At 71.5% G+C, this 26,872-nt stretch carries 18 protein-coding genes, 2 pseudogenes and 1 riboswitch; of the genes and pseudogenes, 2 read left to right on the forward strand and 18 right to left on the reverse strand.

The annotated features are described in order from the left end of the window. Positions 1 to 60: 60 nt before the first annotated feature. From AB0E67_RS26840 to AB0E67_RS26910, 15 genes and pseudogenes are all read right to left on the reverse strand, one after another. Positions 61 to 1,365, reverse strand: a complete 1,305-nt coding sequence (locus AB0E67_RS26840; protein ID WP_362031273.1) for a cyclopropane-fatty-acyl-phospholipid synthase family protein — start codon at positions 1,363 to 1,365, stop codon at positions 61 to 63. Positions 1,366 to 1,749: 384 nt separating this feature from the next. Beyond that, a complete protein-coding gene (locus AB0E67_RS26845; protein ID WP_362031275.1) occupies positions 1,750 to 3,135 on the reverse strand; it encodes an NAD(P)/FAD-dependent oxidoreductase in 1,386 nt (461 codons plus the stop codon). 484 nt (positions 3,136 to 3,619) lie between these two features. Next, entirely contained in the window at positions 3,620 to 4,570 is a 951-nt protein-coding gene (locus AB0E67_RS26850; RefSeq protein ID WP_362031277.1) for a Ppx/GppA phosphatase family protein, read from the reverse strand. 118 nt (positions 4,571 to 4,688) lie between these two features. After that, positions 4,689 to 5,222, reverse strand: coding sequence for a DUF501 domain-containing protein (locus AB0E67_RS26855; RefSeq protein WP_360109787.1), 534 nt, complete (start codon positions 5,220 to 5,222; stop codon positions 4,689 to 4,691). A 161-nt stretch (positions 5,223 to 5,383) separates the two neighbouring features. Beyond that, on the reverse strand, positions 5,384 to 5,854 hold the full coding sequence (locus AB0E67_RS26860; protein WP_362031279.1) for a septum formation initiator family protein: 471 nt from the start codon (positions 5,852 to 5,854) through the stop codon (positions 5,384 to 5,386). Between the two features lie 162 nt (positions 5,855 to 6,016). Then, on the reverse strand, positions 6,017 to 7,297 hold the full coding sequence (gene eno, locus AB0E67_RS26865; protein WP_362031281.1) for a phosphopyruvate hydratase: 1,281 nt from the start codon (positions 7,295 to 7,297) through the stop codon (positions 6,017 to 6,019). A gap of 334 nt (positions 7,298 to 7,631) precedes the next feature. Then, positions 7,632 to 8,372, reverse strand: coding sequence for a transglycosylase family protein (locus AB0E67_RS26870; protein ID WP_362031283.1), 741 nt, complete (start codon positions 8,370 to 8,372; stop codon positions 7,632 to 7,634). Positions 8,373 to 8,374: 2 nt separating this feature from the next. Beyond that, a riboswitch (cyclic di-AMP (ydaO/yuaA leader) is annotated at positions 8,375 to 8,546 on the reverse strand. A 303-nt stretch (positions 8,547 to 8,849) separates the two neighbouring features. Further along, a complete protein-coding gene (locus AB0E67_RS26875; protein WP_362031285.1) occupies positions 8,850 to 9,875 on the reverse strand; it encodes a transglycosylase family protein in 1,026 nt (341 codons plus the stop codon). A 117-nt stretch (positions 9,876 to 9,992) separates the two neighbouring features. Next, the gene (locus tag AB0E67_RS26880) at positions 9,993 to 11,390 is read right to left on the reverse strand and encodes a cytochrome P450 (protein ID WP_362031287.1); all 1,398 of its coding nucleotides are present in this window, start codon (positions 11,388 to 11,390) and stop codon (positions 9,993 to 9,995) included. Positions 11,391 to 11,461: 71 nt separating this feature from the next. Then, entirely contained in the window at positions 11,462 to 12,454 is a 993-nt protein-coding gene (locus AB0E67_RS26885) for a nucleoside triphosphate pyrophosphohydrolase (protein ID WP_362031289.1), read from the reverse strand. Between the two features lie 211 nt (positions 12,455 to 12,665). Beyond that, a complete protein-coding gene (locus tag AB0E67_RS26890; RefSeq protein WP_362031291.1) occupies positions 12,666 to 13,328 on the reverse strand; it encodes a SurA N-terminal domain-containing protein in 663 nt (220 codons plus the stop codon). A gap of 664 nt (positions 13,329 to 13,992) precedes the next feature. Next, a complete protein-coding gene (locus tag AB0E67_RS26895) occupies positions 13,993 to 15,573 on the reverse strand; it encodes a serine/threonine-protein kinase (RefSeq protein ID WP_362031293.1) in 1,581 nt (526 codons plus the stop codon). Then, the gene (locus tag AB0E67_RS26900) at positions 15,570 to 16,325 is read right to left on the reverse strand and encodes a hypothetical protein (protein WP_362031295.1); all 756 of its coding nucleotides are present in this window, start codon (positions 16,323 to 16,325) and stop codon (positions 15,570 to 15,572) included. Before AB0E67_RS26900 ends, AB0E67_RS26895 begins: the two co-directional genes overlap by 4 nt. 82 nt (positions 16,326 to 16,407) lie before the next feature. Then, a pseudogene (locus AB0E67_RS26905) lies at positions 16,408 to 16,956 on the reverse strand (transposase); the annotation flags it as partial. A 143-nt stretch (positions 16,957 to 17,099) separates the two neighbouring features. Next, a complete protein-coding gene (locus AB0E67_RS26910; RefSeq protein WP_362031297.1) occupies positions 17,100 to 19,265 on the reverse strand; it encodes an N-6 DNA methylase in 2,166 nt (721 codons plus the stop codon). Positions 19,266 to 19,499: 234 nt separating this feature from the next. Here AB0E67_RS26910 and AB0E67_RS26915 point away from each other — a divergent pair, with 234 nt between their 5' ends. Both AB0E67_RS26915 and AB0E67_RS26920 read left to right on the forward strand, forming a co-directional pair. Next, positions 19,500 to 20,339, forward strand: a complete 840-nt coding sequence (locus AB0E67_RS26915; protein WP_362031299.1) for a DUF4190 domain-containing protein — start codon at positions 19,500 to 19,502, stop codon at positions 20,337 to 20,339. Positions 20,340 to 20,379: 40 nt separating this feature from the next. Beyond that, positions 20,380 to 21,009 (forward strand): hypothetical protein, encoded by a 630-nt coding sequence (locus tag AB0E67_RS26920; RefSeq protein ID WP_362031301.1) that lies wholly within the window; start codon positions 20,380 to 20,382, stop codon positions 21,007 to 21,009. A gap of 112 nt (positions 21,010 to 21,121) precedes the next feature. Here the strand turns inward: AB0E67_RS26920 and AB0E67_RS26925 are convergent, their stop codons facing one another. From AB0E67_RS26925 to mfd, 3 genes and pseudogenes are all read right to left on the reverse strand, one after another. Further along, positions 21,122 to 21,883, reverse strand: a complete 762-nt coding sequence (locus tag AB0E67_RS26925; protein WP_362031344.1) for an HNH endonuclease family protein — start codon at positions 21,881 to 21,883, stop codon at positions 21,122 to 21,124. Positions 21,884 to 22,432: 549 nt separating this feature from the next. Continuing rightward, positions 22,433 to 22,666: pseudogene (locus AB0E67_RS26930) on the reverse strand (UTRA domain-containing protein); the annotation flags it as partial. A gap of 428 nt (positions 22,667 to 23,094) precedes the next feature. Continuing rightward, positions 23,095 to 26,628, reverse strand: a complete 3,534-nt coding sequence (gene mfd, locus AB0E67_RS26935) for a transcription-repair coupling factor (protein ID WP_362031303.1) — start codon at positions 26,626 to 26,628, stop codon at positions 23,095 to 23,097. Positions 26,629 to 26,872 lie beyond the last annotated feature (244 nt).

A 26,872-nucleotide genomic window follows, 5' to 3' on the forward strand; every position in this document is an offset into this window, starting at 1 on the left:
CCTCGCGCGTCCCGGTCGGCACCTCGGTGCGTCCCGGGCCGCCCCTTCCCGCGGTCCCGGTCAGGCGGTGGCCGTCTCCGTCCACCGACGGGCCCGCAGCGGCATCCGGGAGGCCCCTCCCTCCGCCGGGCGCACCGCGAGGATCTGGTTGACGCCGATCCTGTTGTGCTCGAAGGAGAGCGCGGAGGCGGCCATGTAGAGGCGCCAGACCCTGGCCCGCCCGGCCGAGGTCAGCCGGACCGCGCGGTCCCAGTGCTTCTCCAGGTTGGCGACCCAGCCGCGCAGCGTCAGCGCGTAGTGCTCGCGGATCGACTCGACGTCCCGGGCCTCGAAGCCGGCCTCTTCGAGGATGGCCATGGTCCGTCCCACCGGGGCCAGTTCGCCGTCCGGGAAGACGTACGCGTCGATGAACTCGTCCACGTGGTACGCGGACTCGTCCTTCTCGGGGCGACGGGCGATCTGGTGGTTGAGCAGCCGGCCGCCGGGCTTGAGGAGTGCGTGGACGTCGTCGGCGTAGTCGCGGAAGCGGACCGCGCCGACGTGTTCCGCCATGCCGATGGACGAGACGGCGTCGTACGGGCCGTCCCGGACGTCCCGGTAGTCCTGGACCCGGATCTCGACCCGGTCGGTCAGGCCCTCCTCCGCGACGCGCTTCCTGGCGTACGCGGCCTGTTCGGCGGAGAGCGTCACGCCGGTGACCCGGGCGCCGTACTCACGGGCCGCGTGGATGGCCATCGAGCCCCAGCCGCAGCCGATGTCGAGGAGGCGGTCGCCCTCCTTCAGCGCGAGCTTGCGGCACACCAGGTCGAGCTTGTCGCGCTGGGCCTCCTCCAGGGTCCCGCCGTCCTCCCAGTAGCCGCAGGAGTAGACCATGGACGGGCCGAGGAACAGTTCGTAGAAGTCGTTGCCGACGTCGTAGTGGTGGCTGATGGCCGCCTTGTCGCGGCGCCTGGTGTGCAGGGTGCCGAAGCGGCTGCGCACCTCCTCGGGCGGCGGCGTCGGCGGGAGTCCGGGGCCGGCGAGGCGCAGCAGCCCCTTCGCGAAGGCCCTCGTCCTCGGGTCGCGGACCGGGTGGACGGCGTCCTCGGCCGCCACGTCCCGCTCCCAGATCAGCGAGGCCAGCCGGTCCAGGGCCTCGTACAGATCGCCCTCGATGTCGATGTCGCCCGCCACCCAGGCGCGGGCCAGGCCCAGTTCGCCCGGCTTCCAGAGCAGCCTGCGCAGTGCGCGCCGGTTGCGGACGGCGAGGACGGGGGCGCCGGGCGGTCCCGACTCGCTGCCGTCCCAGGCCCGGATCCGGACCGGCAGCCTCTCCCCCAGAAACTCCTCGACGAGAGCGGTCAGCCGCAACGCGGCGTCAGCCATGGTGCACACCTCCGTTGATGGTGTTCCCAATACGCCCAAACATGCCCAAACATGCCCGACAGGGGTCGGACACGCCTGGAACCACGCCGGGCGCACACGGCGCCGCGGCGAGGTGCATCACCTTCAACAGTCCGCCGAACGCACCCCATCCCGCTACAGCGCAACGGAACGGCAAAATACCTGTACGTCGCACACATTCGGTGGCGTGCCGCCCCGCCCGACGGCCGGCACGAGCCCGCGCCGCCCGCCGCGGAGCGCGTGGGGAGCCTCCCGCCCCCGGGCACGCCGAAGGGGCCGCCCGCACCACGGATGGCGGGCGGCCCCTTCGGGCGTCGTGCGCGTACTACGGCGTGCCGTGCGGGCGAGTGGACCCGCGACGGGACGTCAGGAGGCCTTGGCCTTCTCGCCCTCGGGCTTGGCGGCGGCCGGGGCCGGGGCCGGCTTGGCGGCCTCGTAGAACTCCTCGCGCGGCGACTCGATGGCGCCGAGCGAGACGACCTCGCGCTTGAGGAACATGCCGAGGGTCCAGTCGGCGAAGACGCGGATCTTGCGGTTCCAGGTCGGCACCGACATGCCGTGGTAGCCACGGTGCATGTACCAGGCGAGCCGTCCCTTGAGCTTGATCTTGATCTTGCCCAGGTAGATCATCGCGACGCCCTTGTGCAGCCCCAGACCGGCGACGGCACCCTTGTTGGCGTGGCTGTACTCCTTCTGCGGGAAGCCGCGCATCCCGGCGATGACGTTGTCGCCGAGGACCTTGGCCTGACGCAGCGCGTGCTGGGCGTTCGGCGGGCACCAGGCGTTCGGGTTGCCGGCCCGGCGGCCGACCATGTCCGGCACCTGGGCGTTGTCGCCCGCGGCCCAGATGTAGTCGGTGCCCTGCACCTGGAGCTTCTCGGAGGTGTCCACGTGACCGCGCGGGCCGAGCGGCAGACCGAACCGGGCGAGCGCCGGGTTCGGCTTCACACCGGCGGTCCACACGATGGTGCCGGAGTCGACCTCCAGGCCGTTCTTCAGCACCACGTGACCGTCGACGCAGGAGTCCATGGAGGTTCCGAGGAAGACCTCGATGCCGCGGGACTCCAGGTGCTCGCGGCCCCAGACACCCAGCTTCGGGCCGACCTCGGGCAGGATCTTGTCGGCGGCGTCGACGAGGATGAAGCGCATGTCCTCGCGCTTCACGTTCGTGTAGTACTTCGCCGCGTCGCGGGCCATGTCCTCGACCTCGCCGATGGTCTCCGCACCGGCGAAACCGCCACCCACGAAGACGAACGTGAGCGCCTTGCGGCGGACGTCCTCATCGGTCGTCGAGTCGGCCTTGTCCAGCTGCTCCAGGACGTGGTTGCGCAGGCCGATGGCCTCCTCGACGCCCTTCATGCCGATGCCCTGCTCGGCGAGGCCGGGGATCGGGAAGGTGCGGGAGACCGCGCCCAGCGCGATGACCAGGTAGTCGAAGGGCAGCTCGTACGCCTCGCCGACGAGCGGCGCGATCGTGGCGACCTTGCGGTCCTGGTCGATGGTGGTGACCCGGCCGGTGAGGACCTCGGCCTTCGGCAGGACGCGCCGCAGCGGGACGACGACGTGCCGGGGCGAGATGCTGCCGGCGGCGGTTTCGGGAAGGAAGGGCTGGTACGTCATGTACGAGCGCGGGTCGACGACCGTGACGGTCGCCTCTCCGTAGCGCATCTTCTTCAGGATGCGTCGAGCTGCGTACAGGCCTACGTACCCACCGCCTACTACGAGGATCCTGGGACGCTCCGTGGTGCTCATGCCATCGAGTATCCACCCCTCTCCGCGGGCCCCCTCGTGAGCCCCTTCACAAGGTTGTCTCCACCCTCTGCTACACTGCCCCGCCCGCGTGACCGAGGTCATGATCCCGACAGGGAACCAGAGGGCGCGGACGGACGTTGTACACCGCCTGTGAGCTGGCTCTTGTGCCCGAAAAGGCGGTGGACCACCGCCTTGGTCCACTCCACGGAAACACAACCGGAACAGTCCCGAACCGGCGCGGAACGACGCCCTGAACGGCTCCGGGCGCCCCTACGGACGAGAACCGCCCTTCACGAGGCCCAATTACTTGTGAAGAAGTTCACGAACTTTGTCGGGGGATGCCCCTCCGAACCCTCCCCGAACAGCTCACGGCGGCTCGGAAACGCAGCTCAGAAGTGCGGGCGGGAACGCGACCGGCGGGGGCGTCCACCGCGACCTGTGACACCCCGGCCCCGGCAGCGTCGTCGCCGCTCGTCGGCGACGATCAGTCGTTTCCTGCCGCGTACCACGCGATCCCGTCGAGGATGTCGTGCTCGCTGACGACGACCTCGCGCACCCCGGCCCGCCGCATCACGGCGAGCAGGATCAGCGCCCCGGAGGTGATCACGTCGACCCGCCCCGGGTGCATGGCGCCGATCGCCGCGCGCTCGGCGTGCGTGGAGGCGGCGAGGCGCGCGGTGATCGCCTCGACCTGTTCCAGGGAGATCCGGGAGTGGTGGATCGCCTCGGAGTCGTACGTGTCGAGTCCGAGGGCGATCGCGGCGACCGTGGTGACCGTCCCGGCCAGGCCGACGAGGGTGGCGGCCCCGGTGAGCGGGACGGTCTCCTCGGCGAGGTCCAGGGCCGCTTCGACATCGGCGCTGATCGCGGCGATCTGACCGGGGGTCGGCGGATCGGTCACGACGCCGTCGTGCACGAGGTGGCGCTCGGTCATGCGGACACAGCCCATGTCGACGGAGCGCGCCGCCCGCACGTGGTCGTCTCCGACGACGAACTCGGTGGAGCCGCCGCCGATGTCCACGACGAGGTACGGCTTGGCGAGGTGGTCGCGGCCCACGAGCTCCTTGGTGGCGCCGGTGAAGGAGAACTCCGCCTCCTGGTCACCACTGATCACCTCGGGCTCGACACCCAGGATGTCCAGCACACCGCGGACGAACTCGTCGCGGTTCTCCGCGTCCCGGGAGGCGGAGGTGGCGACGAAACGGATCCGCCGCGCCCCGTGCTTCTCGATCACCTCCGCGTACCGGCGGCAGGCGTCGAACGTCCGCTCCAGCGCCTCCGGGGCGAGCCGGCCGGTGCGGTCGACGCCCTGGCCGAGGCGGACGATCTCCATCCGGCGGTCGAGCTCGACGAACTCGCCGGTGGACGGGTCGGCGTCGGCGACGAGCAGACGGATGGAGTTGGTACCGCAGTCGATCGCGGCCACGCGGGTCATGGGTGCTCCTGTGGAGAGTCGGGCCCCGCCGGGGGACGAGGTCCGGGGCACGGCCCTCGTGACGGCCCCGGCGGCGGCCGAGGGGCGCGGGTCGGGGGCGGAGCCCCCGTGGGAACGGTCAGCCCTCGTCGTCGGGGGCGCAGGGCGTCACGCACGGCCCCTTGCGCCACCACTCCGGCAGCATCGCGATCGCCTCGTCGCCCAGCGGGTTCACACCGGGGCCCGCCGCCAGCGAGTGCGCGACCAGCACGTGCAGGCACTTCACCCGGTCCGGCATGCCGCCCGCGCTGGGGAAGCCCTCCAGCACCTCGATGGCGTCGCGCCGGGCGATGTAGTCCTCGTGCGCGGCCCGGTAGGCGGCGGCCAGCTCGGGGTCGGTGCCGAGGCGCTCGGTCATCTCCTTCATGACCCCGTTCGCCTCCAGCGTGCCGATCGCGGACGCGGCGCGCGGGCACGTCAGGTAGTACGTCGTCGGGAACGGCGTGCCGTCCTCCAGCCGGGGCTGCGTCTCGACCACGTCCGGGTTGCCGCACGGGCAGCGGTGCGCGATCGTGCGCAGCCCGCGCGGCGGGCGGCCCAGCTGCTGCTGGAACGCGGCGATGTCCGCCTCGGTGGGCTCGGTGGGCTCGGTCTGCGGAGGGGGGGTTTCCATGCCTGCCTAGGTTCTGGGGTTCTGACGGTTCGGAGGGGGCCGCGGGGATCCGTGGGCCCTAAGGACGAAGGTCCGAGGGACCGGAAGTCCGGGGGTCTGGGCGTCTGCGGGGCTGGAAGTCCGAGGGGCCGGCCTTCCCGGGCACGGGCGGACGGACGCGGTCAGCCGCGGTCGGCGCTGTCGACCCCGTCCCAGAGGTTCGCGTGCCACGGCCGGCCGGACCCGTCCGTCTCACCGTCGCGTTCCTTGGCCGCGTCCGGGTCGATCACCGTGTAGCCCGTCTCCCCGGGAAGAAGATAGTGCAGATGCTTGCGAGCCAGCTGCCTGACGTACGCGTCGTCCTGGAGCCGCGCCTTCTCGTCGCGCAGCTCCTCGGTACGGGCCCGGGCCTCCCGCGCCAGCCGCTCCTGGTCGGCGATCTCGTCCTGCTGCGACACGTACTGCCGTATCGGGTACGCGAGCGCGACCACGAGGGAGCAGACGACGAGGGCCAGAAAGGCGGCCCGGCCGGTGAGCCGGGAGCGGCGGTCCTGGCGACGGGTCTGCGACCGGTAGACACGGGCCGCGGTCTGCTCGCCCAGCAGTCGCAGCCGGGTCGCGGTGGAGAACCGGTCCCGGTCCTTCGCGGCCATGTCTCCGCCTCCCCTTCACACACGTCCGTCCCCGCACACGGTACGGGACCGCGTGCGGGGACGGACGGAGGCCGGAGCCTTCGGGCCCCTGCGGGCCGGGGCCGGCCGTGGGGCCCGAAGGGCCGGTCCGCGGGGGATCGGCCCCCACGGCGTCCTCGGTGCTCAGCCCTTGAAACGGGGGAACGCCGAGCGGCCGGCGTACACCGCGGCGTCGTCGAGGATCTCCTCGATGCGCAGCAGCTGGTTGTACTTGGCGACGCGGTCGGATCGGGCCGGGGCGCCGGTCTTGATCTGACCGCAGTTCACCGCGACGGCGAGGTCGGCGATGGTGACGTCCTCGGTCTCGCCGGAACGGTGCGACATCATGCACTTGAAGCCGTTGCGCTGGGCGAGCTCGACGGCGTCCAGGGTCTCGGTCAGCGAACCGATCTGGTTGACCTTGACGAGCAGCGCGTTGGCGGTGCCCTCCTCGATGCCGCGGGCCAGGCGCTCCGGGTTGGTGACGAACAGGTCGTCACCGACGATCTGCACCTTGCTGCCGAGCTTGTCGGTGATGATCTTCCAGCCGGCCCAGTCGTCCTCGTACAGCGGGTCCTCGATGGAGACCAGCGGGTACGCGGAGACGAGCTCCTCGTAGTACTCGGTCATCTCCGCGGCCGAGCGGGACTTGCCCTCGAACTCGTACGTGCCGTCCTTGTAGAACTCGGACGCGGCGACGTCGAGCGCGAGCGCGATGTCCTTGCCCGGGACGTAGCCGGCTTCCTTGACGGCCTCGATGATGAGGTCGAGGGCGGCACGGTTCGACTCCAGGTTCGGCGCGAAGCCGCCCTCGTCGCCGAGGCCGGTCGACAGGCCCTTGCTCTTCAGGACCTTCTTCAGCGTGTGATAGACCTCGGCGCCCCAGCGCAGGGCCTCGGAGAAGGACTCGGCGCCGATCGGGGCGATCATGAACTCCTGGATGTCCACGTTGGAGTCGGCGTGCGACCCACCGTTGAGGATGTTCATCATCGGGACGGGCAGCAGGTGCGCGTTCGGACCGCCGAGGTAGCGGAACAGCGGCAGGTCCGACGCCTCGGAGGCGGCGTGCGCGACGGCCAGCGAGACACCGAGGATGGCGTTGGCGCCGAGCGAGCCCTTGTTCTCGGTGGCGTCCAGGTCGAACATCGCCTGGTCGATCAGCCGCTGCTCGGTCGCGTCGTAGCCGACGAGCTCCGGGCCGATCTGCTCGATGACGGCGAGCACGGCCTTCTCCACACCCTTGCCCTGGTAGCGGTTGGGGTCGCCGTCGCGAAGCTCAATGGCCTCGAAGGCACCGGTGGAGGCGCCGGACGGCACGGCAGCACGACCCGTGCTGCCGTCGTCGAGGCCGACCTCGACCTCGACCGTGGGGTTCCCCCGGGAGTCGAGGATTTCCCGGGCTACGACGACGTCGATGGACGGCACGAGGCATCTCCTTCTGGGATATGACACTGGTTCTGCAGGGTCACTTTGGCCTTGCGACAAGAGCCTAACCGGCCCCGCCCGCTCAGCCCGACGACCGCCCGCCCCCTGGGACGAAAAAGGACCCGGGAGTGCACGATCCCGGGCAAATGGCCAGAATATTACGGATCAGTAACTACAACAGTTGAACGAACTGCGCCGCACACGAGCGGCGCACGCCCGGGTGCGGGACGCGCGGTGCCGCGTCGGCGCGCGGCACGCGCTCCGAGCAGACGCCCCGGCCCGGCGCGCGGGGGGAGCGCGCCGGGCCGGGCATCCGGAGAGGAGAGGGACCGGACTACTTCGTCAGGTGCAGCTGCTGACCCGGGTAGATCAGGTCGGCGTTCTCGACGATGTCCTTGTTCAGCTCGAACAGCCGCTGCCAGCCGCCCTCGACGCCGTGGGCGGCGGCGATCTTGCTGAGGGAGTCGCCGGAGACGACCTTGTACTCGCCGTCGCCCTTCTTGACCTTCTTGCCGGTCGGGGTGGTGACGGTCTTCTTCGACTCGGTCCGCGGGGCGGCGGGACGGTCGGAGCGGGAGGCGGGGGCCTCGGCGCGCTCGACCTGCTTCGGCTGGGCCTGCTGCTTGGGGGCCGTCTGGGTGCTCTGCTTCTTGGCGGCACCGGAACTCTTCGAGGAGGTGTCGACGCCCGGGTCGACGCCGTCGTTGCGCAGGTTGCCGGCGGAGGCGCAGCCCCAGGCACCCGGACCCTGCATGTCGAGGAGCCGCTCGGCGGTGGCGATCTGCTGGGCCTTGGTGGCCAGGTCGGCGCGCGGCGCGTACTTCAGACCGCCGGCGGCGGCCCAGCTGGACTGCGAGAACTGCAGACCGCCGTAGTAGCCGTTGCCGGTGTTGATGGACCAGTTGCCCCCGGACTCGCACTGGGCGACGGCGTCCCAGGTGGCGACGGAGGCGGCGGAAGCGCCGGTCGCGCCCAGCAGCGGGACGGCGACGGCGGAGCCGGCGACTCCGGCGAGCGTGGCGACACGGACGGCCTTGGACGGGCGGCGGTGCTTGCCCTTGCCGGAAAACAGCATGGAAGTCTCCTCACCGACGCCTACGAGGTGAGCTGTCGGGTTCGGGCCGAGTGAGTTGCCCGGTCGCACGTCCTAGCACGCGACTTCACCCCAAGTCGGTCCTGATGCGTCTCGCGACGATCGGGGCCGACGCCTACCTGGGTCCCCCGCTCCTGCCTACGGCGCTTGAACGCGTCTGTTCCCTCCGACCGACGGCAGGATTCGGCGTGACGGTCGGCGGGGCCCGCGGTGCGAGCGGTTCCGACCGTAAACACATATAAGCCCCATATTCAAAGAAGGACACATCGGGCAATCGTCTCTTACTTGCATCTGAGGAACCGTAGTTTTCGCAGGTGGGACGCGATACGGACGGGACCTCCGGGCCCAACACGCCAATTGACGCAAAGAGATCCATGTCTCACTCGCATGCAAGCCGACAAGAGCCTCCGATAGCATCCCGGCTCCTGAGGCCCCGTCAGCCGGCCACCGGGTCCGGCCTCAACGGGCCTCCGCGTCGACATCGAGGCTCTGGCCAGGAAGGATGAGGTCCGGATCGGAGCCCACGACCTCCTTGTTGGCCTCATAGAGCGCGGACCAGCCACCGGGGACGTTCCGCTCGTCGGCAATCGTCCAGAGATTGTCACCGGGACGGACGGTGTACGTGTCGTCGGCGACCGGGGAGGCCGCGTCGCGCCCCCCGCCGTCGCGCGAGGCGTGACGACCCGACTCGCGGCCGACGTCCCCGTCGGCACCCCACCCCTCCTCGGCGGCCGGTGAGCCACGATGCTTGCCGCCCGAACCGTCCGACGCTCCAGATCCTTCCGAGTCCCCGGGCGGCCCTGACGGAGCGACAGAAGCGCCCGAATCGCCCATATCAACCGATTCAGGCAAACGGTGCGCATTGTCGGATGAAGTGGCGGAACCGGTGGGCGAGGGCGTGACATCGGACCCGGTTCCGGCGTCCGGCTTCCCGGCACGGCCCGAAGGCGTGACGTCCTCGTCGGACGGGGACTCCGACGACTTGTCAGCCGGCTTCGCGCCCTTCTCCGCCCCGGTGCCGCCCGTCTTCTTCGCATCCTCCTCCGCCCCGGAGCCGCCCGCGGGCTTCTCCGAGGAGGTCTCCCCCGGGTCGACCCCTGGCAGCTCCCCACCCGTCGCGAGGCCAGAGAGGGGCGCACAGCTCGGCCACGCCTGCGGACCCCGGTCGCCCAGGATCTTCTCGGCCACCGCGATCTGCTGGGCGCGGCTGGCGAGGTCGGCGCGCGGGGCGTACGCCTCACCGCCGTACGCCTTCCAGACCTCCGGGGTGAGCTGAAGGCCGCCGTAGGAGCCGTTGCCGAAATCGGCGCTCCAGGAGCCGCCGCTCTCGCACTCGGCGACCCGGTCCCAGGTCGCCGAGTCGGCCGCCTGCGCGGCGCCCGCGCCGAGCAGCGGGATGGCGATGGCGGATCCGGTCACGCCCGCCGCGACGACGATGGCGGGTGCCTGACGAGGGCGACGGTGTCTGCCGTTCGCGGAGCCCATGAGGTTGCCTTCCGTGTGACGGACGAGTTCGGTCGAGCGACCCGGTGGGGTCGAACGGTGAACCTAACCGGACTCGAACGCGTGTCACAAGTCGATGCAGCGCCGATCACGCGCACATCACAGATGTGACGTAGCGTCAGAAACGGGTCGGGCGGGCCGGGGTCCGAACTCCACGGGAAGCGTGCGCAGTCCGCGCATGATGAGCCCGCCGCGCCACCGCAGATCGGCGGGCTCCACCGCGAGCCGCAGGTCGGGAAGGCGCCTGAGCAGCGTGGCGAGCGCGGTCTGTCCCTCCAGCCGGGCGAGCGGCGCGCCGAGGCAGTAGTGGATGCCGTGCCCGTATCCGAGGTGCTGATTGTCACGTCGGGCGAGGTCGAGCGTGTCGGGGTCCTCGAAGCGCGCCGGGTCGCGGTCGGCGGCGGCGAGCACGACCAGGACGGGGTCGCCGACCGCGATGTCCCGGCCGCCGAGCGTCAGCGGCTCGGTGGCGAACCGCCAGGTCGCCAGTTCCACCGGGCCGTCGTACCGCAGCAGTTCCTCGATCCCGGTCTCCAGCAGCCCGTTCTCCCCCGCGTCGAGGGAGCGTCGCAGCCGTTCGCGCTGGGCGGGATTGCGCAGCAGCGCGTACATCCCGTTCCCGATCAGGTTGACGGTCGTCTCGAAACCGGCGAAGAGCAGGATGAAGGCCATGGCCGCGGCCTCGTTCTCGGTGAGGTGCTCGCCGTGGTCGCTGGCCCGGATCAGCCCGGAGATCAGGTCGTCCCCGGGGTTCTCCCGCTTGCGGTGGATGAGTTCGGCGAGATAGCCGCGCATCTTCTTCACCGACCGGGCGACGCCGCCGCGCGGGCCGCCGCCGTGCCGGATCATCATGCCCGCCCAGTCCCGGAAGTCGTCCTGGTCCTCGCGCGGGACGCCGAGCAGGTCGCAGATCGCGTAGATGGGGAGCGGGAAGGCGAAGTCGTGGATGAGGTCCGCCCGGCCCTCGGCGGCGAAGCGGTCGATGAGCCCGTCCGTCAGCTCCTGCACGCGCGGCGCGAACGCGGCGACCCGGCGTGGGGTGAACGCCTTGGAGACCAGTCGGCGCAGCCGGGTGTGGTCGGGCGGGTCGATGTTCAGCAGATGCGTCATCAGCTCCGCCTTGCGCTCGCCGGGGATGCCGGTCTTCCCCTTGGCGTGCGCGGGCTCGGCGTGGTGCGCCGGGTTCTTGGAGAGCCGCGCGTCGGCGAGCGCCTGCCGGGCGTCCGCGTACCGGGTCACCAGCCACGCCTCGACGCCGCTGGGCAGCGAGGTGCGGTGCACGGGGCTGTGCTCGCGCAGCCAGGCGTAGGCGGGGTACGGGTCGGTGGCGAACTCCCACGTGAAGAGTTCGGGAGCGCCCGCGGGGCAGGTGGCGGGGGTCGCCGCGACCTGGTCGGCGGGGTTCTCCGCAGGGCGGTCGGCGGGGTCCTCCGCGACGTGGCCGGCGGGGCGGCCCACGGTCTGATCGGCGGGTCGGTCGGCGGGGCTGTGGTTCACCCTTTGACGTTATCCCCGTCTTTCGGGGGCGACCCCGGCACCCCGGAGGCGCCCGCCGACGTCCGGCCGGGTCAGGCGGTGCCCTCGGCAGCCCGGATGGCGTCCCGGTAGGCGCGGCCCGCGGCCCTCAGCGCCGCCTCGGGGTCCACGCCGTCCTTTTCGGCGTGCACGGCGAGGTCGAGGAGTTCGTAGCCGATGCCCCGGCCCGTGGGCAGCGGCACGTCGAGGCCGGCGGTACGGACCCGGGAGGCCAGCTTCGCCACCAGCGCCAGCCCGGGCTGGCCGAGCGGCACCCCGTCGGTGACGGACTCGCGCCGCTTCTCGACGGCCTTGGTCCGCAGCCAGTGCGCGTGCACGTCCTCGGGGGTCTCGGCGGTCTCGTCACCGAAGACGTGCGGGTGGCGGTGGATGAGCTTCTCGACGATGGTCGCGGCCACGTCGTCGACGGAGAAGGGCGCCTCCCCCTCCCCGGGGCCGCCCTCCTCGGCGATCCGGGCGTGGAAGACGACCTGGAGGAGTACGTCCCCCAGTTCCTCGCGCAGTTCGTCGCGGTCGCCGTCCTCGATCGCCTCGACGAGTTCGTACGCCTCCTCGATCGCGTACTTGGCGAGCCCCTTGTGGGTCTTCTGCGACGTCCACGGGCATTCGTTGCGGATCCGGTCCATGATCTGGACCAGGTCGAGGAGCCGCGCGCCGGGCAGATCGTAGGAGCCGGGCAGCAGCTCCAGGTCCGGCATGCTCACCCGCCCCGAACCGGCGAGCCGTGCGAGCCCGTCGGTCAGCGGCTGGTTCCCCTCGCCGCCGGTGAGGACGACGACGGTCCGGCCGCCCGCGCAGGCGTCGACGAGCTCCTGCGCGCTGGGCACGGTGTGCTCGACGGTGACGTCCGCCTCGCGCAGGTACGGCAGCTGCGGGTTGTCCGGCTCGGCGCAGAGCACCCGGTCGGCGGCGCGCAACGCCTGCCAGGCGGGCCAGGACAGGAGTCCGGGCGCCACGCGGTGGCTGGCGGTGAGCAGGACGATACGGCCGGGGGCTTCGGCGCGGCCGGGGGCTTCAGCGTTCACCGTTCGAATCTACCTCCGGTCGAATCCGCCGCCGGTCGGGTCCGCCACCGGGCCGATTCCCTCCCCGGCCGATCCCCGTCTCCGGCCGGGTCCCTCTTTGACCGGCCCCTCCCCGGTCGGCCCCGGGCGCCGTCGTGCACACCGTTCACGTAACGAGCGCCGCTGTGCACGTCGCTTCCGCGCCGCCCGCGCCGGTCGACCGGCCGCGCTCCTACGCGCCGGACTCCGGGAGCGCTCCGGCGGGCTTGGTGACCTGGCTGATCCAGGGAGCCTTGTAGTCGGCGAGCTGGGTCTGCTGGTCGTTCCAGGTGCCGTAGCGCGGGTTCACGTCTACCTTCAGCGCCTTCGACGCCTTGCTGAGGGCGTCACCGACGATCTTCTGACCCTCGGGCTGTCGCAGGTCGGCGCCGAGCGCCTCGGCCAGCTTCGACAGCTGGACCTGCTCCCGCAGGACGGCGTCGATCTGGTCCGGCGCGACCCAGCTCTGCTGGAGCATCGCCGCCCGCAGCCGCTCCTCTCCCCCGGACTGGGCGACCGCCGCCTTCCTCATCTCCTGGACCTCGCTGCGGTCGACGGTCACGCCCGCGTCCCGCGCGGCCCGGTCGAGGACCCGGTCGAAGATCAGACCGTGCAGCTTGGCCCGGCCGAGCTGGCCGGACTTGTCGATGAGCTGGTCGACGTCCCGGGACTGGCGCTGGGCCTCGCGCACCGCCGCCACCTGGCCCTGCACGGTGGACACCTCGATCCGGTCGCCGCCGACGAGGGCCGCGGCGCCCGGGTGGGCCTGGCTGCCGCATGCGGTCAGGAACGGGGCGCCTACCAGCAGGGCGGCGGAGGCGGAGACGGTGAGCGCGGTGCGACGACGGCGGTGCAAAGGAACCTCCCGGGGAGACTTTGTGCATCAGTGCACAAGACCTTGCGCTGATCGATGGTAGGCAGTGGATGTGATTGGGGCCACTGGTTCGACCAACGATTCGGGCGGAGTTGGAGATGTGGGGACCGCGTGCGGCTCCCCCACGGGTTCCTCGACTCCACGGATCGCGCGGCTTGTCGGGCTCCATGTCCCCGGCGGAACGGCCCTGTTCGATGACCTGTGGGTTTCCTTCAAATGAATTGCCCCGTTTTGCATAGGGTTTCAGGTGCGCGGCGCCGCGCGCGGCTGCGGTAGCGGGCGCGTTGGTCGCCCCACCGTGGACATCCGGGCCCAACCGGCCGCCATCGCGGCCGGGGCACCCCAGGCGTTCCGGTCGATCGCGCGTACAGCGGGACCGGCTTCCGGCTGATGGCGCTGACGGACTTCACCCAGGAGGTGGTAACGCGAGGGAGAAGAAGGATGAGGCCGACGGGGCAGGCGGGGTCGTCAGCCGCCCCGGCGGCAGCACACGATCTCACGCCACGTGGGCCACAGGGGCGGTCCGTGACATTCCGTTTGCGGAAGTTTGGCATGGCCATTACCCACAGGGCCTCGTGAAGACCCTGCTGAAGACTCCGATGGATCTGATGGATCTGATGGAGCTCCTGGCGAAGGGGGCAGGTCCTCAGCCGCCCTGGACCTCCGCCTGACGGTCGAGCCGTCGGCGCAGTTCCACCGGCAGCGGGTGGTGCGGACCGTAGGCCCGTTCCGCGTCGTACAGCAGCGCCTGGAGTTGTACGCGTGCGCCCGCGTGGTCGCCGAGCGCGAGCAGCAGATGCCCGATGCGGTTGCGGATCTCGAAGGCGCGGGCGGGATCGCCGCCAGTGGCCCGGTGGTTCTCGCAGTACGGGAGCACCGCACGGTACTCGACGAGCGCGGCGGCCGGTTCGCCGAGCTGCTCCAGGCACTGGGCCGCGTCCTGGCGGAACTGGAGCAGTTGGGCGTCGGCCGGTCCGGCCTGCGCCGCGCGCTCGTCGGCGAGGCGACGCAGCTCGGGCAGGGCGCGGCGGTACTGGCCGTCGTCCATCAGCGTCGCCGCGTACTGCTTGCGCAGGATGCGGACCACGGCGGAGTTCTCGCCGTGCTGTTCGGCCGCGACGGGGAGGAGGGACCCGAGGATGTCCACGGCCTGGGTGATACGGCCCTCGCCGAGCAGTCGCTTGACCTCGTCGACGGCGGCGGCGACATCGGGCCGGGCCGCCGCGCCCGTCGCCGTACCCGCCGGGGCGGCCGACGGAGGCGGGAACAGGGGCGCGGACACCGGCGCCGGGGACGGGACGGCGCCCCGGTCGGGCCACGGGGCGTGCGGGCGCAGGAAGGGGCGGGTCGGGTCGAGCGGGCCGGTGGGCAGCCCGGCGCCCCGGGCGGGAAGCAGCGGGGCGAGGTGTTCGTACACCTCCTGGGCGTCGGCCGGGCGGTGCTGCGGGTCCTTGGCGAGCAGGCGCAGCACCAGCGCTTCGAGCTGCCCGGGGATGTCCGGCCGCACCCGGCGGACCGGGGGCGGCGGTTCGTGGAGGTGGCGGTGGAGCACGCCCAGCGCGGTGGACCCGGCGAACGGCACGTCCCCGCTGAGGAGTTCGTGGAGGAGCGCGCCGAGCGCGTACAGATCGGTGTACGGGCCGACGGCACCGCCCATCGCCTGCTCGGGCGCCATGTAGGCCGGGGAGCCGATCGGCGAGCCGGTGTGGGTGAGACGGGTGGTGTCGGTGTCCAGCACCGAGGCGACGCCGAGGTCCAGGACGGTGACGGCGCCGTCCGGTCGCACGATCACGTTGCGGGGTTTCAGGTCGCGGTGGACGATCGGGACCGCGTGCACGGCGCACAGGACGGCGCACAACTGGGCGGCGACGGACACGGCCCACTGCCAGGGGTACGGGTCGTGCTCGGCGAGATGGTCGGCGAGGTCGGCGCCCTCGACGTACTGCATGACCAGGTACAGGTCCTCGCCGTCGCTGCCCGCGTCGTGGACCGTGACCAGTCCGGGGTGGTCGACCTGCGCGGTGATCCGGCACTCGCGGACGAAGCGGCGGCGCAGTTCGTCCGCCGCCTGGCTGTCGACGGGGCCGGTGACCCGGTCGGGGCGGAGCAGCTTCACCGCGACCCGGCGGTCCAGGCGCTGGTCGTAGGCCGTCCAGACCTGGCCCATGCCGCCCTGGCCGATGACGGTCGCGAGTTGGTACCGCCCGGCGACGACACGTCCGCTCACCGGCCGTCCTCCTTGCGGAGGTAGGCACTCAGCTCGTCCAGCTCGGCACGGACCTGATCGATGCGTCGCGGCTGCTGCTGCGGGGTTGACGGATCCGATGCCTGCGACGGATGTGACGGGCGCGGGGCGGGGCCGGGAACAGGGGCGGGGCCGGAGGCGACATGCGGATGCGGCGCGACGGGCGGCTGCGGCTGGTAGTGCGGCGGGTGCACGGGGGTGGGGACGGGCTGCTGGTGCCGCGCGGGGGCCGGGAAGGGAGCGGGCGCGGGCGCGGGTGTCGCGGCGGCGCCGGAAACAGGAGCGGCGGGCAGTGCGGGAGCGGCGGGCGGTACGGCCATCGGCGTCATGAGCGGGTATCCGTACCCCGGCACCGTCGGGTCCCCGTACCCGATCACGGGTGCCGGCCGTCTGAGCCGCTCGTAGTGGCGGATGTCCTCGACCAGGTAGTACCCGACCGCTGCCGCCAGCACCACCAGCAGCAGCGGTATGAGGACGTAGTCGATGCCGGTGGGATCGTCGCTCCCGTCCCTGCCGAGGATCGGCAGGAGCACGCAGACGAACAGGAAGCCCGCCCCGGCCAGCCACCAGTCGGCCTTCCGGCGGCGCACGATCGCGAGCCGGAGCAGCGGGGTCCACAGCAGCAGGCCGAGCGAACACACCGCGAGCGCGATGAACAGCACACGCATCGAGACGATCCAGGCCCTGCTGGGGACCCGACGCGGCGGCGTCGGGGGATGACCCGGGGCGTACATGGCTGCTCCTGGAGACCTGGTCGTGGGACGTCCGCGCACACTCCTCCATGTACGCGGATCCGAGCTTGACGTGCTCCCTGGCCTAAAGTCCAGGGATTCCGGCCCGGGTCGTCCGACCCTTCCGGGTGCTTCCTGCTTCGACGCGCTGTGCCGGGACTTTCGTCCTGGTCTTACCGGCGCTCCACAAGGCGTTTAGCGTCTCCGCCCGTCCGGCGGCGACGATACGGCGTCCTTCGAAGAGGACGTTGCGGGCAGCATTGTGGTCGCGGTCGTGCGCGGTGCCGCACTCGCCGCACAGCCACTGTCGGACGTGCAGGGGCTTGGGACCGTCCCGAAATCCGCAGACCGAACAGACCTGAGAGGACGGGAAAGCGCGGTCCACCTTGGCGAAGGTGCGGCCGTGCTTGACCGCCTTGTACTCCAGCATGCAGACGAACGCGGACCACCCCGCGTCGTGCACGGACTTGGCGAGCCGGGTGCGGCCGAGGCCGGACACCGCGAGGTCTTCCACATACACCGCTTGGTTGTCGCGGATGATCTGTGTGGATGCCTTGTGGTGCCAGTCCCCGCGCCGGTTGGCCACACGTGCGTGCTGGCGTGCGACCTTGATACGGGCCTTGGCCCGGTTCTTGCAGGTCAGAGCAGCCCTGAGACGCATTCATCCCTGGCGTGAACGCCGGGGCTTTCTGCAAGAGTCCCGGTAAAGGGCGACACCGACAATCGGCCCCGGGTTGTACGGAACCGTTGTGGTTCCGATCACTTCCGCACGGCCGCTCACTTCGGCGCGACCGTGCCGTCCGCCAGCCCGTCGTACATCCCCTGGACCAGTCGGCCGCCGAGGCGGCCGATCAGTCTGAGCGCCTCCTCGAAGTCGGCCAGCGCGCGGAACCGCTCCCCGTACCCGCGCTGTTCCGCGAGCGGCAGGCGGGGCAGCTGGAGGCGGCGGGCGTCGAGCCGGGTGGCGGTGGAGGCGTAGCTGCTGGCCTGGCGGGTGTTGGCGGTGCCGCGCAGGAACCCGGCGAGGAACCAGGGGTCGAGGGCGGCCGGGTCCGGGCGCAGCAGTTGGAGATTGCGGCCCAGGGCCGCCCCGGCGGTGGCGTCGTCGATGACACGGACGACGGAACCGCCCCCGAGCACGGGCACCACGACGTCGCCCGCTTCGACGAGGACCGGTTCCTCGGAGGGGCCGTCGGCGGGGAGGCTGCCCGAGGGGGCGGTGGAGCCGAGCACGTCGTGCTCCGTGAGGACGGGGGCGGAGCCGGGACCCGCGCCGGAGCCGCCGGTGTACAGCCGGAGCGCGCCGGCGCGGGCGAGTTCACCGACGGTGGTGAGCGGCCAGTGCGCCGGCTCGGAGGGGACCACGGGCGGCGGGGTGAGCGTGCCGGTGAGGCCGAGCGTCTCGGCCAGCCGTTCCCGTACGCGGATCAGTTCGGCGGGGCCGCTCGTGGCCGCCGGTGGCGGGAGATGGCGGGCGGGGGCCAGGTCGACGTCGTCGTCGAGGAGTTCGATGACGGGAACGACCCGGCGGCCCTCCCTCCAGCCCTCTTCCCGGCCGCGGGCACGGCCCCGGGTGTCGTCCGCCCGCCCCTCGGCCGCGCCGCTTTCGGCTCCCATCCCCTCGCCCACGAACGACTGCCAGGCATCGAGCACGACGGCGTGCACCGCCTGCCAGTCGAGCCGGTCGCGCCCGCCGGCCGGGGCGGTGGCCGACTGGCCCGGAGCGGCCGGTTCGGCCGGTTCGGCGGTGTCGACGAGCAGCACGTGCGGCGAGGGGCGCACTCCGCTGCCGGGCTTGCGCAGCACCCAGAGGTGGAGCGGGATGCCGTACGGGGGCGCGGCACCGGCCGGGAGCGCGATGACGGCGCGCAGGGCGCCGCGCCGCAGCAGATCGGCGCGGATACGGCGCCCGGAGCGGCGCGACGCGGCGGCGGGCGGCATCAGGAGCACGGCGGTGCCGCCCTCCCGCAGACGGGCCAGGGCGTGCTGGACCCAGGCGAGTTCGGACTCGGCACGGGCCGGGAAGCCGTACTCCCAGCGCGGGTCGTAGGCGAGTTCGTCGTGGCCCCAGTTGCGTTCGTTGAACGGTGGGTGGCAGAGCACCGCGTCGGCGGAGAGCCGCGGGAAGGCGTCGGCGAGGAGGGTGTCGCCCGTACGGACGCGGATGGTACGGCCCGTACCGGCGTCGTCGTGGAGGGCGAGGCGGAGCGCCGTGAGGGAGGCGAGGTCGGGGTCGGACTCCTGCGCGTACAGGGCGTCGCGGCGCTCGGCGGCGCACAGCAGGGCGCCGGTGCCCGCCGCGGGGTCGAGGACGGTGCGGGCGGGCCGTTCCCCGGCGTCCGCCAACGCGGCCATGAGCGCGGCGAGTCCGGGGGGCGTGAGGGTGTACTGACGTGGGTTCGCGTCCAGTTGACGTCCCAGCAGGAACTCGAACGTGTCCCGGGCGCCGTTCTCGGCGGCGAGTTCCGCGACACCCCGCAGCAGCGCGACGGACGGGAGCAGTTCCGCACGACCAGGGGTGTGAACCGCCCGTCCGCGTTCCTCGGCGGGCCCGAACCGTTCGGTGAGCACGTCGTCGAGGACGAGGGACAGCACACCGGCCATCGCCTCGTCGGGCACGGCGGCGATCTCCCGCCAGGCGGCGGGGTCGTTCCGCAGCACCAACAGGGCGCAGCCGGTGTGGACCAGGGCGGGGACCGGGCCGAGCGGATGCCCGGCGAGCTGCTGCCAGACCCGTTCACGGAGCGGGACTTCGGCGAGCTTCCCCTGGTCGCGCAGCCACTGCTCGACCTCGGACAGCGAGAAGGCCGGACTCGTCTCGGTGCCGCCGACGGGCTTGGGGAAGTCGGCGTGACGGCGCCGCCAGTTGCTGACGGCGGCGCGCCCCACACCCGCGAGTCGGGCGATCCCGGCAGCGGTCACCTCTGTCGAGTTCTCCGGCACTGACTGTCTCCTGGTCCTGGCCCTGGTCCTGGCCCTCGGCGTGGTGCGGTGACGGCGAGCATACCGATGCCGTTCACACGAAACCGATTCACAGCGTGCATCGACCTGTTCATTGTGAACCGCGTTGACTCGGTTCACAACCTCTGCTCTTATTGACCCGCCGCCGAACAACGGCGACGCATCGATCCGCTCACACCCCGCTTTTCGTCCCGTCTTTCGCCGGAGGGCACACCCATGTCCGAATTCACGCAGTCGCCGCAGTCCCCGCAGCCTCAGCAGCCGTACAGCCCCGCCCAGCAGCCGGGCGTGCGCCCGGCGCGCAACGGGCTGGGCATCGCCGCACTCGTCCTGGGCGTCATCGGTGCCGTGTCGGGCCTGATCCCGCTCCTGTTCTGGCTGGCGGGCATCCTGGGCGTCATCGGCCTGATCCTGGGCCTGTCGGGCCGGGGCCGGGCCAAGCGCGGCGAGGCCACCAACAAGGGCGTGGCCACCTTCGGCGCCGTGCTCGGCCTGGTCTCGCTGATCCTGGCCGTGGTCGGCGCGGTGATCACGTTCAAGGCCGTGGGCGACGCGGTGGACGAGATCAACAAGACGGTGTCGGACACCACGGCCTCCGCGAAGCCGAAGCCCGGCAGCGACACGGAGAACGGCGGCGCCGGCAAGGACGGCAAGAAGGACACCGGCAAGGCGCTGGAGGCCGGTGACTCGGCCGTGTACGACGACGACCTGACGGTCACGGTCGACGACGCCACCACGTACGCCCCGAACGAGTACGCCATCGGACACACCAAGGGCAACAAGGCGTACCGCGTCACCGTCGTCATCGAGAACGCGGGCAAGGAGAAGTTCGACGCCGCCCTCGTCGATGTCGCGGCCCGGGCCGGTGAGGACGGCGTGGAGGCCGAGCAGATCTTCGACGACAAGGTCGGCAAGGGCTTCAGCGGCACGGTCCTGCCGGGCAAGAAGGCCACGGTCGAGTTCGCCTTCGACGCCCCCGCGGACGCCAAGAAGCTGACCGTCGAGGTCAACCCCGGGTTCACCTACGACGCCACCCAGTGGGACCTGAAGCTCTGACCTCCCCTCCCCGTCCAAGACCCCCGCCCCCTTCGCGGACATGTCAGGTCCCGAGGTCGTCAACAAGGCCATCGAGACCACGGAGAAGGCGAAGTCCATGAACCTCGCCATCGAGACGAAGTCGGACGATGGCCCGGTCTCCGCGCGCCTCGCCGCCGCCCTGCCCGGCGACTGCGCGGGAACCATGTCCATCGGTCCGGCCGGGACCATCGAGATCCGCAAGATCGGCGGCACCGTCTACACGAAGTTCGACGAGGCGATGCTGCGCGAACAGTCCAAGGGCGGGCCCGCCGCCGACGTCGACGCGGCGGTGGACACGCTCGCGGGCCGCTGGATGAAGTCGAAGGCCTCGGATCCAGACAGCAAGGACATGCTCGAACTCTGCGAGCTGGCCACGATGTTCAAGGACTTCGAGGCCAACGACGACGTGGCCGAGAAGGCCGGCGAGACCACCGTCGACGGCAGACGCGCGCTGCGCCTCGTCGAGAAGGACGGCGAGGACACCTACACGATGCTGGTGGCCGCCGAGGGCGAACCGTACATCCTCCAGGTCGACGTCAGGAGCAGCGAGGAGCCGACGAAGATGACGCTTTCCGACTTCGACGAGCCCGTCGAGGCGAAGGCGCCCGCCCCCAAGGACATCGTCGGCCCGGACAACCCGACCGGCTGACCCGGCCGACCGTGCGTGCCCGCCGGTGGGCCACGGGGGACTCACCGGCGGGCACGCACGGGGTACGGGGCACGCACGAGGTGCGGAGGCCGACGCGCGGCACGTCGGCGCGTCAGCCTCCGCACTGCTCCAGCATGGCCTTCTTGTCGGCGGCGGTGACGGGCAGTTCGTACTTCAGCGACACCTGCGCGAACCGCACCGCGTACGAGCAGCGGACCGGCTTGTACGGCGGCAGCCAGGACGCGGGGCCCGAGTCCCGCTTCGCGTTGTTGGCCGGGCCGTCCACGGGCAGGAGGTTGAGCGGGTCGTTGGCGATCTGCTGCCGCTTGGCGTCGTTCCAGCGGGAGGCGCCCATCTGCCAGTCGTACGAGAGCGGCATGACGTGGTCGATCTGGACCTTGGCGGCCTTCTCCTTGCGCCAGTCCAGGGTGGAGCCGGTGTACGGGTCCTTGAGGGTCATCGACACGACCACGCAGTCCGAGCCGGAGCGGAACTTCAGCTCCTTGCCGTCCCGGGCGAGGAGGTCGTTGCGGGTGTCGCAGCCGTTACGGGCCAGCGGTATCCCGTCGACCGAGTCCTTCCAGGCGTAGCCGAACTTGTCGCGCGCGTAGCCGGTCTTCGGCCCCCGGCCCTTCGTCGCCACCTTCTCGATGAGCTTCCGGCCCGCCGCCCGGTCCGCCTCGGACGTGAGCGGAGCGAGGCCGGGCTTCGTGCCGTCGGGGTTCTCCAGCGGGCTCGCGCCGAATCCGCCGACCGCCCGGCCGCCACCGTCCGCCCCGCCGTCCTTCCGTCCGGTGTCGGAGGACGGCGACCCCACCTCGAAGTCGCAGCCCGCCAGGGCCAATACGGCCGCCACGCTGAGCGCGGGCAGCATCACTCGGTACGTACGGGGAGATCTCACGCGAAACCGTCCTGACAGGGAGAAAGTCAAACCAGTAAATCGTACAAATGACTCCCGTTTTGACGGGTATTCACACGCGCGTCGGCCAGGATGCGGCCTGAATCACACAGTTCGCGGCGCGGCACACCGAGGGAGCACCGCCCGCCGTCGGGGCCGGGTCAGGCATGGCGCCGCACACGGAGCCGGGCTTCTACGACCTCCGGTCGCCCGTAAGGCACTGCGCCCGGAGAAGCGACTGCCCACCATGAGACGACTTCCACTCGGAGGCATTCGACTACTGTCCGTAACACGCATCGATGTATGTCACGTCGATGTGTGCTGCGCCCGTGAGTGTTGCACTGGTGAGCGTTTCCAAGGCACCGCCGTCGCCCGGCCCGTAAACTTCCCTGATCAGCGGCATGCCCGCAGCTTCCGAACACGCTGCCTGGAGCACCCCACAGGGACGGAAACGCCGGACCGCCGCAGTCGAGTGCACCCAGAAGGCAGGCAGCGCATCTCCTTCACGTCCGCCGACGCGGACGGTCACTCCGCCGTGAACTCGTACTGCAGCTCGTACAGATGCCCCGCCTTGACCATGACGGTCGCTTCGACGGGGCGCCGCTCGTCGCTGAAGACCACGCACAGCGTGCGGAGCACCGGAAGATCACCGGGCAGCCGCAGGGCCTGGTACTGCTCCTGCGTGGGGATCCGGGCGGAGATCCGGCCCACGCTGAGCCGTGGTGGATAGCCCAGCTCGGCCAGGAGTGCCGACGTGCCGTCTCGCCCGCCCGGACGATCCGCTGGCTCCCCCGGCGCCCTTCCGCCGCAGCCTCCGCCGCCCACGCGTCGCCGCCTGTACCGGCAGACCCCGCGAGGTACGGCACCGAGGTGCTGACCCACTCAACACCGCCCATACCGACTCTCCCTTCGTCGCCCCCATACCGGTCTGTCGCATCACACCGTGGGCGAGCCGGGTCCCACAGATCAGGCCTTGCCGCTTTTCGCGCATAGCAGTGCGGTCAGCCTGCTCCGAGCGCGGGTTACATCTGGTGAGTGGAGTCGCCGACGACTTCGGAGTCGACCATCACGTCGTCGGCAAGACCATGTGGGCCGCGTTCAGAAGTCCCGCCGCGTCCCTCACGCCATGACGGCGCCTGGCCTCGCCGAACGCGTGCGGCGAGGCCAGGCGGCAGGGGCGTCCTCGGCTACGACCCCAGGATCGTCGTCAGGAACTCCCCCGTCCACGCCAGCAGTTCGCGGCCCACGACCGGCTTGCCGCCGATCCTTCCGGTGGTGGGGCGGGGGACCAGGATCTGGTGGACGGCCGGCTTGAGGACCGTCTTGGGGTAGAGGCGCTTCAGGCGCAGCTCCTGGGACTCGCGCAGTTCGACCGGGGCGAAGCGGATGTTCGGGCCCTGGAGCACGATCTCGCCGACGCCGCAGGCGCGGGCCAGCATGCGCAGGCCGGCGACCAGGAGGAGGTTCTCGACGGGTTCGGGGAGCTTGCCGTAGCGGTCGGTGAGCTCCTCGCGGACCGCCCTGATGTCGTCCTCCGTGGAGGCGGAGGCGATGGCCCGGTACGCCTGGAGGCGCAGCCGCTCGCCGGGCGCGTAGTCGTGCGGGACGTGGGCGTCGACCGGGAGCTCGATCTTGACCTCCGGCGGCGCCTCCTCCTCGACGCCGCCTTCGAGGGAGGCCCGGTAGTCGGCGACCGCCTCGCCGACCATGCGGACGTACAGGTCGAAGCCGACACCCGCGATGTGACCGGACTGTTCCCCGCCCAGGAGGTTTCCGGCGCCGCGGATCTCCAGGTCCTTCATGGCGACGTACATGCCCGCGCCCATCTCGGTGTGCTGGGCGATGGTGGCGAGGCGTTCGTGGGCGGTCTCGGTGAGCGGCTTCTCCGGCGGGTAGAGGAAGTACGCGTAACCGCGCTCGCGGCCCCGGCCGACCCGGCCGCGCAGCTGGTGGAGCTGGGAGAGGCCGAAGTTGTCGCCGCGCTCCACGATCAGGGTGTTGGCGTTGGAGATGTCGATGCCGGACTCGACGATCGTCGTGGAGACCAGCACGTCGAACTTCTTCTCCCAGAAGTCCACCACCACCTGCTCCAGGGCCTGTTCGGACATCTGGCCGTGTGCCGTGGCGATCCGCGCCTCGGGGACGATCTCGCGCAGCCGGGCGGCGGCGCGGTCGATCGACTCGACGCGGTTGTGGATGTAGAACGCCTGGCCCTCGCGGAGCAGTTCACGGCGGATGGCGGCGCCGATCTGCTTCTCCTCGTACGGGCCGACGAAGGTGAGGACCGGGTGGCGCTCCTCCGGGGGCGTGGTGATCGTCGACATCTCGCGGATGCCCGTCACGGCCATTTCGAGCGTACGGGGGATGGGCGTCGCGGACATGGTGAGGACGTCCACGTTCGCCCGGAGCTTCTTGAGCTGCTCCTTGTGCTCGACGCCGAAGCGCTGCTCCTCGTCGACGATGACCAGGCCCAGGTCCTTGAACTTCGTCTCGGAGGAGAACAGTCGGTGGGTGCCGATGACCAGGTCGACGGAGCCGTCGCGCAGCCCTTCGAGGGTGGCCTTGGACTCGGTCTCCGACTGGAAGCGGCTGAGCGCCCGTACGTTGACCGGGAACTGGGAGTAGCGCTCGGTGAACGTGCCGTGGTGCTGCTGGACCAGGAGGGTCGTGGGGACGAGGACGGCGACCTGCTTGCCGTCCTGGACCGCCTTGAACGCCGCCCGGACCGCGATCTCCGTCTTGCCGTAGCCGACGTCGCCGCAGATCAGCCGGTCCATCGGAACGGACTTCTCCATGTCCGCCTTGACCTCGGCGATGGTGGAGAGCTGGTCGGGCGTCTCCGCGTACGGGAAGGCGTCCTCCAGTTCGCGCTGCCAGGGGGTGTCCGGGCCGAAGATGTGGCCGGGGGCCGCCATCCGGGCCGAGTACAGCTTGATCAGGTCGGCGGCGATCTCCTTGACGGCCTTCTTGGCGCGCGCCTTGGTCTTCGTCCAGTCGGCGCCGCCGAGCCGGTGCAGGGTGGGGGCCTCGCCGCCGACGTACTTGGTGACCTGCTCCAGCTGGTCGGTGGGGATGTAGAGGCGGTCGCCGGGCTGGCCGCGCTTGGCGGGGGCGTACTCGACGAGGAGGTACTCGCGGGTGGCGCCCTGCACCGTGCGCTGCACCATCTCGATGTACCGGCCCACGCCGTGCTGTTCGTGGACGATGTAGTCGCCGGTCTCCAGCGTCAGCGGGTCGATCGTCTTGCGGCGGCGGACCGGCATCCGGCCCAGGTCCTTGGTGGCGGTGCGCTGGCCGGTGAGGTCGGTCTCGGTCAGGACGGCGAGCCGCAGCTCCGGGTCGACGAAGCCGTGGTCGAGGGCGCCGCAGGAGACGTGCACGACGGACGGCGAGACCTCGGTCAGGTCCGGGTCCAGCCGGGCCGGAACGCCCTCCCCGCCCAGCACCTCGACGGTGCGGGAGGCGAGCCCCTGCCCCTCGGTGACGTAGACCGTGCGCCAGCCGTCGGCGAGCCAGCCCTTGGTGTCGGCGAGCGCGCGGGCGGTGTCGCCCCGGTACGCCTCGGGGCCGTGCATGCCGAGCTTGAGCGTGTCGGTGTCCTCATCGGCTTCGTCGGCGGCGAACGGGGAGACCGACCACCACATCATGCCCAGCTCGCGGGCCCGGTCCCGGACGTCCGCGATGCCCCACAGGGAGGCCGCGCCGACGTCGATCGGGGCCTCTCCCCCGCCCGCGGTCGCCGCCCACGACGCCTGGAGGAACTCCTGACTGGTGGCGACGAGGTCGGCGGCCCGGGTCCGCACCCGCTCCGGGTCGCAGACCAGTGCCATCGCCCCGGCGGGCAGCACGTCGAGCAGCAGTTCCATGTCGTCGACGAGGACCGGAGCGAGGGACTCCATGCCCTCCACCGCGATGCCCTCCGCGATCTTGCCGAGCAGTTCGCCCAGCTCCGGGTGGCGCTCGGCGAGGGCGGCGGCCCGTTCGCGCACCTCGCCGGTCAGCAGCAGCTCCCGGCAGGGCGGGGCCCACAGGCCGTGCTCGGCGACCTCCAGCGAACGCTGGTCGGCGACCTTGAAGTAGCGGATCTCCTCGACGTCGTCGCCCCAGAACTCCACCCGCAAGGGGTGCTCCTCGGTCGGCGGGAAGACGTCCAGGATGCCGCCGCGCACGGCGAACTCACCGCGCTTCTCGACCAGTTCGACCCGGGAGTACGCGGCTGCCGCGAGCGCGTCGACGGTACTGCCGAGATCGGCGCTCCCCCCGGTGCGCAACGAGACCGGTTCCAGGTCCCCCAGGCCCTTGACCTGCGGCTGGAGCACCGAGCGGATGGGCGCGACGACGACCTTGACCGGGCCGGTCTCCGGGTCGTCGGCACTGGGGTGCGCGAGGCGCCGCAGCACCGCCAGGCGGCGGCCCACGGTGTCGGAGCGGGGCGAGAGCCGCTCGTGCGGCAGGGTCTCCCAGGACGGGTACTCGGCGACGGTGTCCGGCGGCAGCAGGCCGCGCAGCGCCGCCGCCAGGTCCTCCGCCTCGCGGCCGGTCGCGGTGACGGCGAGCACGGTCCGGCCCGACTCACGGGCCAGGGCGGCCACGGCGAAGGGGCGGGCGGCGGGCGGCCCGACCAGGTCGACGTGCATCCGGTGACCGTCGTCGGCGGCCTTCACCGCTTCGGAGAGTGCCGGGTCACGTACGACGACATCCAGCAGACCGTGCAGACTCATGAAGGCTTCCGTCCGGGTAACGAGGTAACGAGGTCTAACGAGCCCGGGGACCCGGCAACCGGCTGCTGTCGGGTCAGGGGCAACGCGAAGGACCCGACACGTACGGGGGGCGGCCTCCGGCCCGGCGTGATCCGGGAGCCACCCCCGGCGGGCCGGGGATCCCAGCCTACGACTCCCCCGTGACAGCCGCGCCCGCAATCGCCCGGGACCGCGCCCGGTATCGCCCGTGATCGTGGTCGACCGG

Origin of the sequence: Streptomyces sp. NPDC032161, from assembly GCF_040636995.1 — a bacterium.
Classification (GTDB): Bacteria; Actinomycetota; Actinomycetes; order Streptomycetales; family Streptomycetaceae; genus Streptomyces.

Excerpts from the sequence above, each read along its gene's own strand:
- AB0E67_RS26840 (WP_362031273.1), bottom strand. The coding sequence starts at position 1,365 with ATGGCTGACGCCGCGTTGCGGCTGACCGCTCTCGTCGAGGAGTTTCTG.
- AB0E67_RS26845 (WP_362031275.1), bottom strand. The coding sequence starts at position 3,135 with ATGAGCACCACGGAGCGTCCCAGGATCCTCGTAGTAGGCGGTGGGTAC.
- AB0E67_RS26850 (WP_362031277.1), bottom strand. The coding sequence starts at position 4,570 with ATGACCCGCGTGGCCGCGATCGACTGCGGTACCAACTCCATCCGTCTG.
- AB0E67_RS26855 (WP_360109787.1), bottom strand. The coding sequence starts at position 5,222 with ATGGAAACCCCCCCTCCGCAGACCGAGCCCACCGAGCCCACCGAGGCG.
- AB0E67_RS26860 (WP_362031279.1), bottom strand. The coding sequence starts at position 5,854 with ATGGCCGCGAAGGACCGGGACCGGTTCTCCACCGCGACCCGGCTGCGA.
- AB0E67_RS26870 (WP_362031283.1), bottom strand. The coding sequence starts at position 8,372 with ATGCTGTTTTCCGGCAAGGGCAAGCACCGCCGCCCGTCCAAGGCCGTC.
- AB0E67_RS26875 (WP_362031285.1), bottom strand. The coding sequence starts at position 9,875 with ATGGGCTCCGCGAACGGCAGACACCGTCGCCCTCGTCAGGCACCCGCC.
- AB0E67_RS26900 (WP_362031295.1), bottom strand. The coding sequence starts at position 16,325 with ATGTACGCCCCGGGTCATCCCCCGACGCCGCCGCGTCGGGTCCCCAGC.
- AB0E67_RS26915 (WP_362031299.1), top strand. The coding sequence starts at position 19,500 with ATGTCCGAATTCACGCAGTCGCCGCAGTCCCCGCAGCCTCAGCAGCCG.
- AB0E67_RS26920 (WP_362031301.1), top strand. The coding sequence starts at position 20,380 with ATGTCAGGTCCCGAGGTCGTCAACAAGGCCATCGAGACCACGGAGAAG.
- AB0E67_RS26925 (WP_362031344.1), bottom strand. The coding sequence starts at position 21,883 with ATGCTGCCCGCGCTCAGCGTGGCGGCCGTATTGGCCCTGGCGGGCTGC.
- mfd (WP_362031303.1), bottom strand. The coding sequence starts at position 26,628 with ATGAGTCTGCACGGTCTGCTGGATGTCGTCGTACGTGACCCGGCACTC.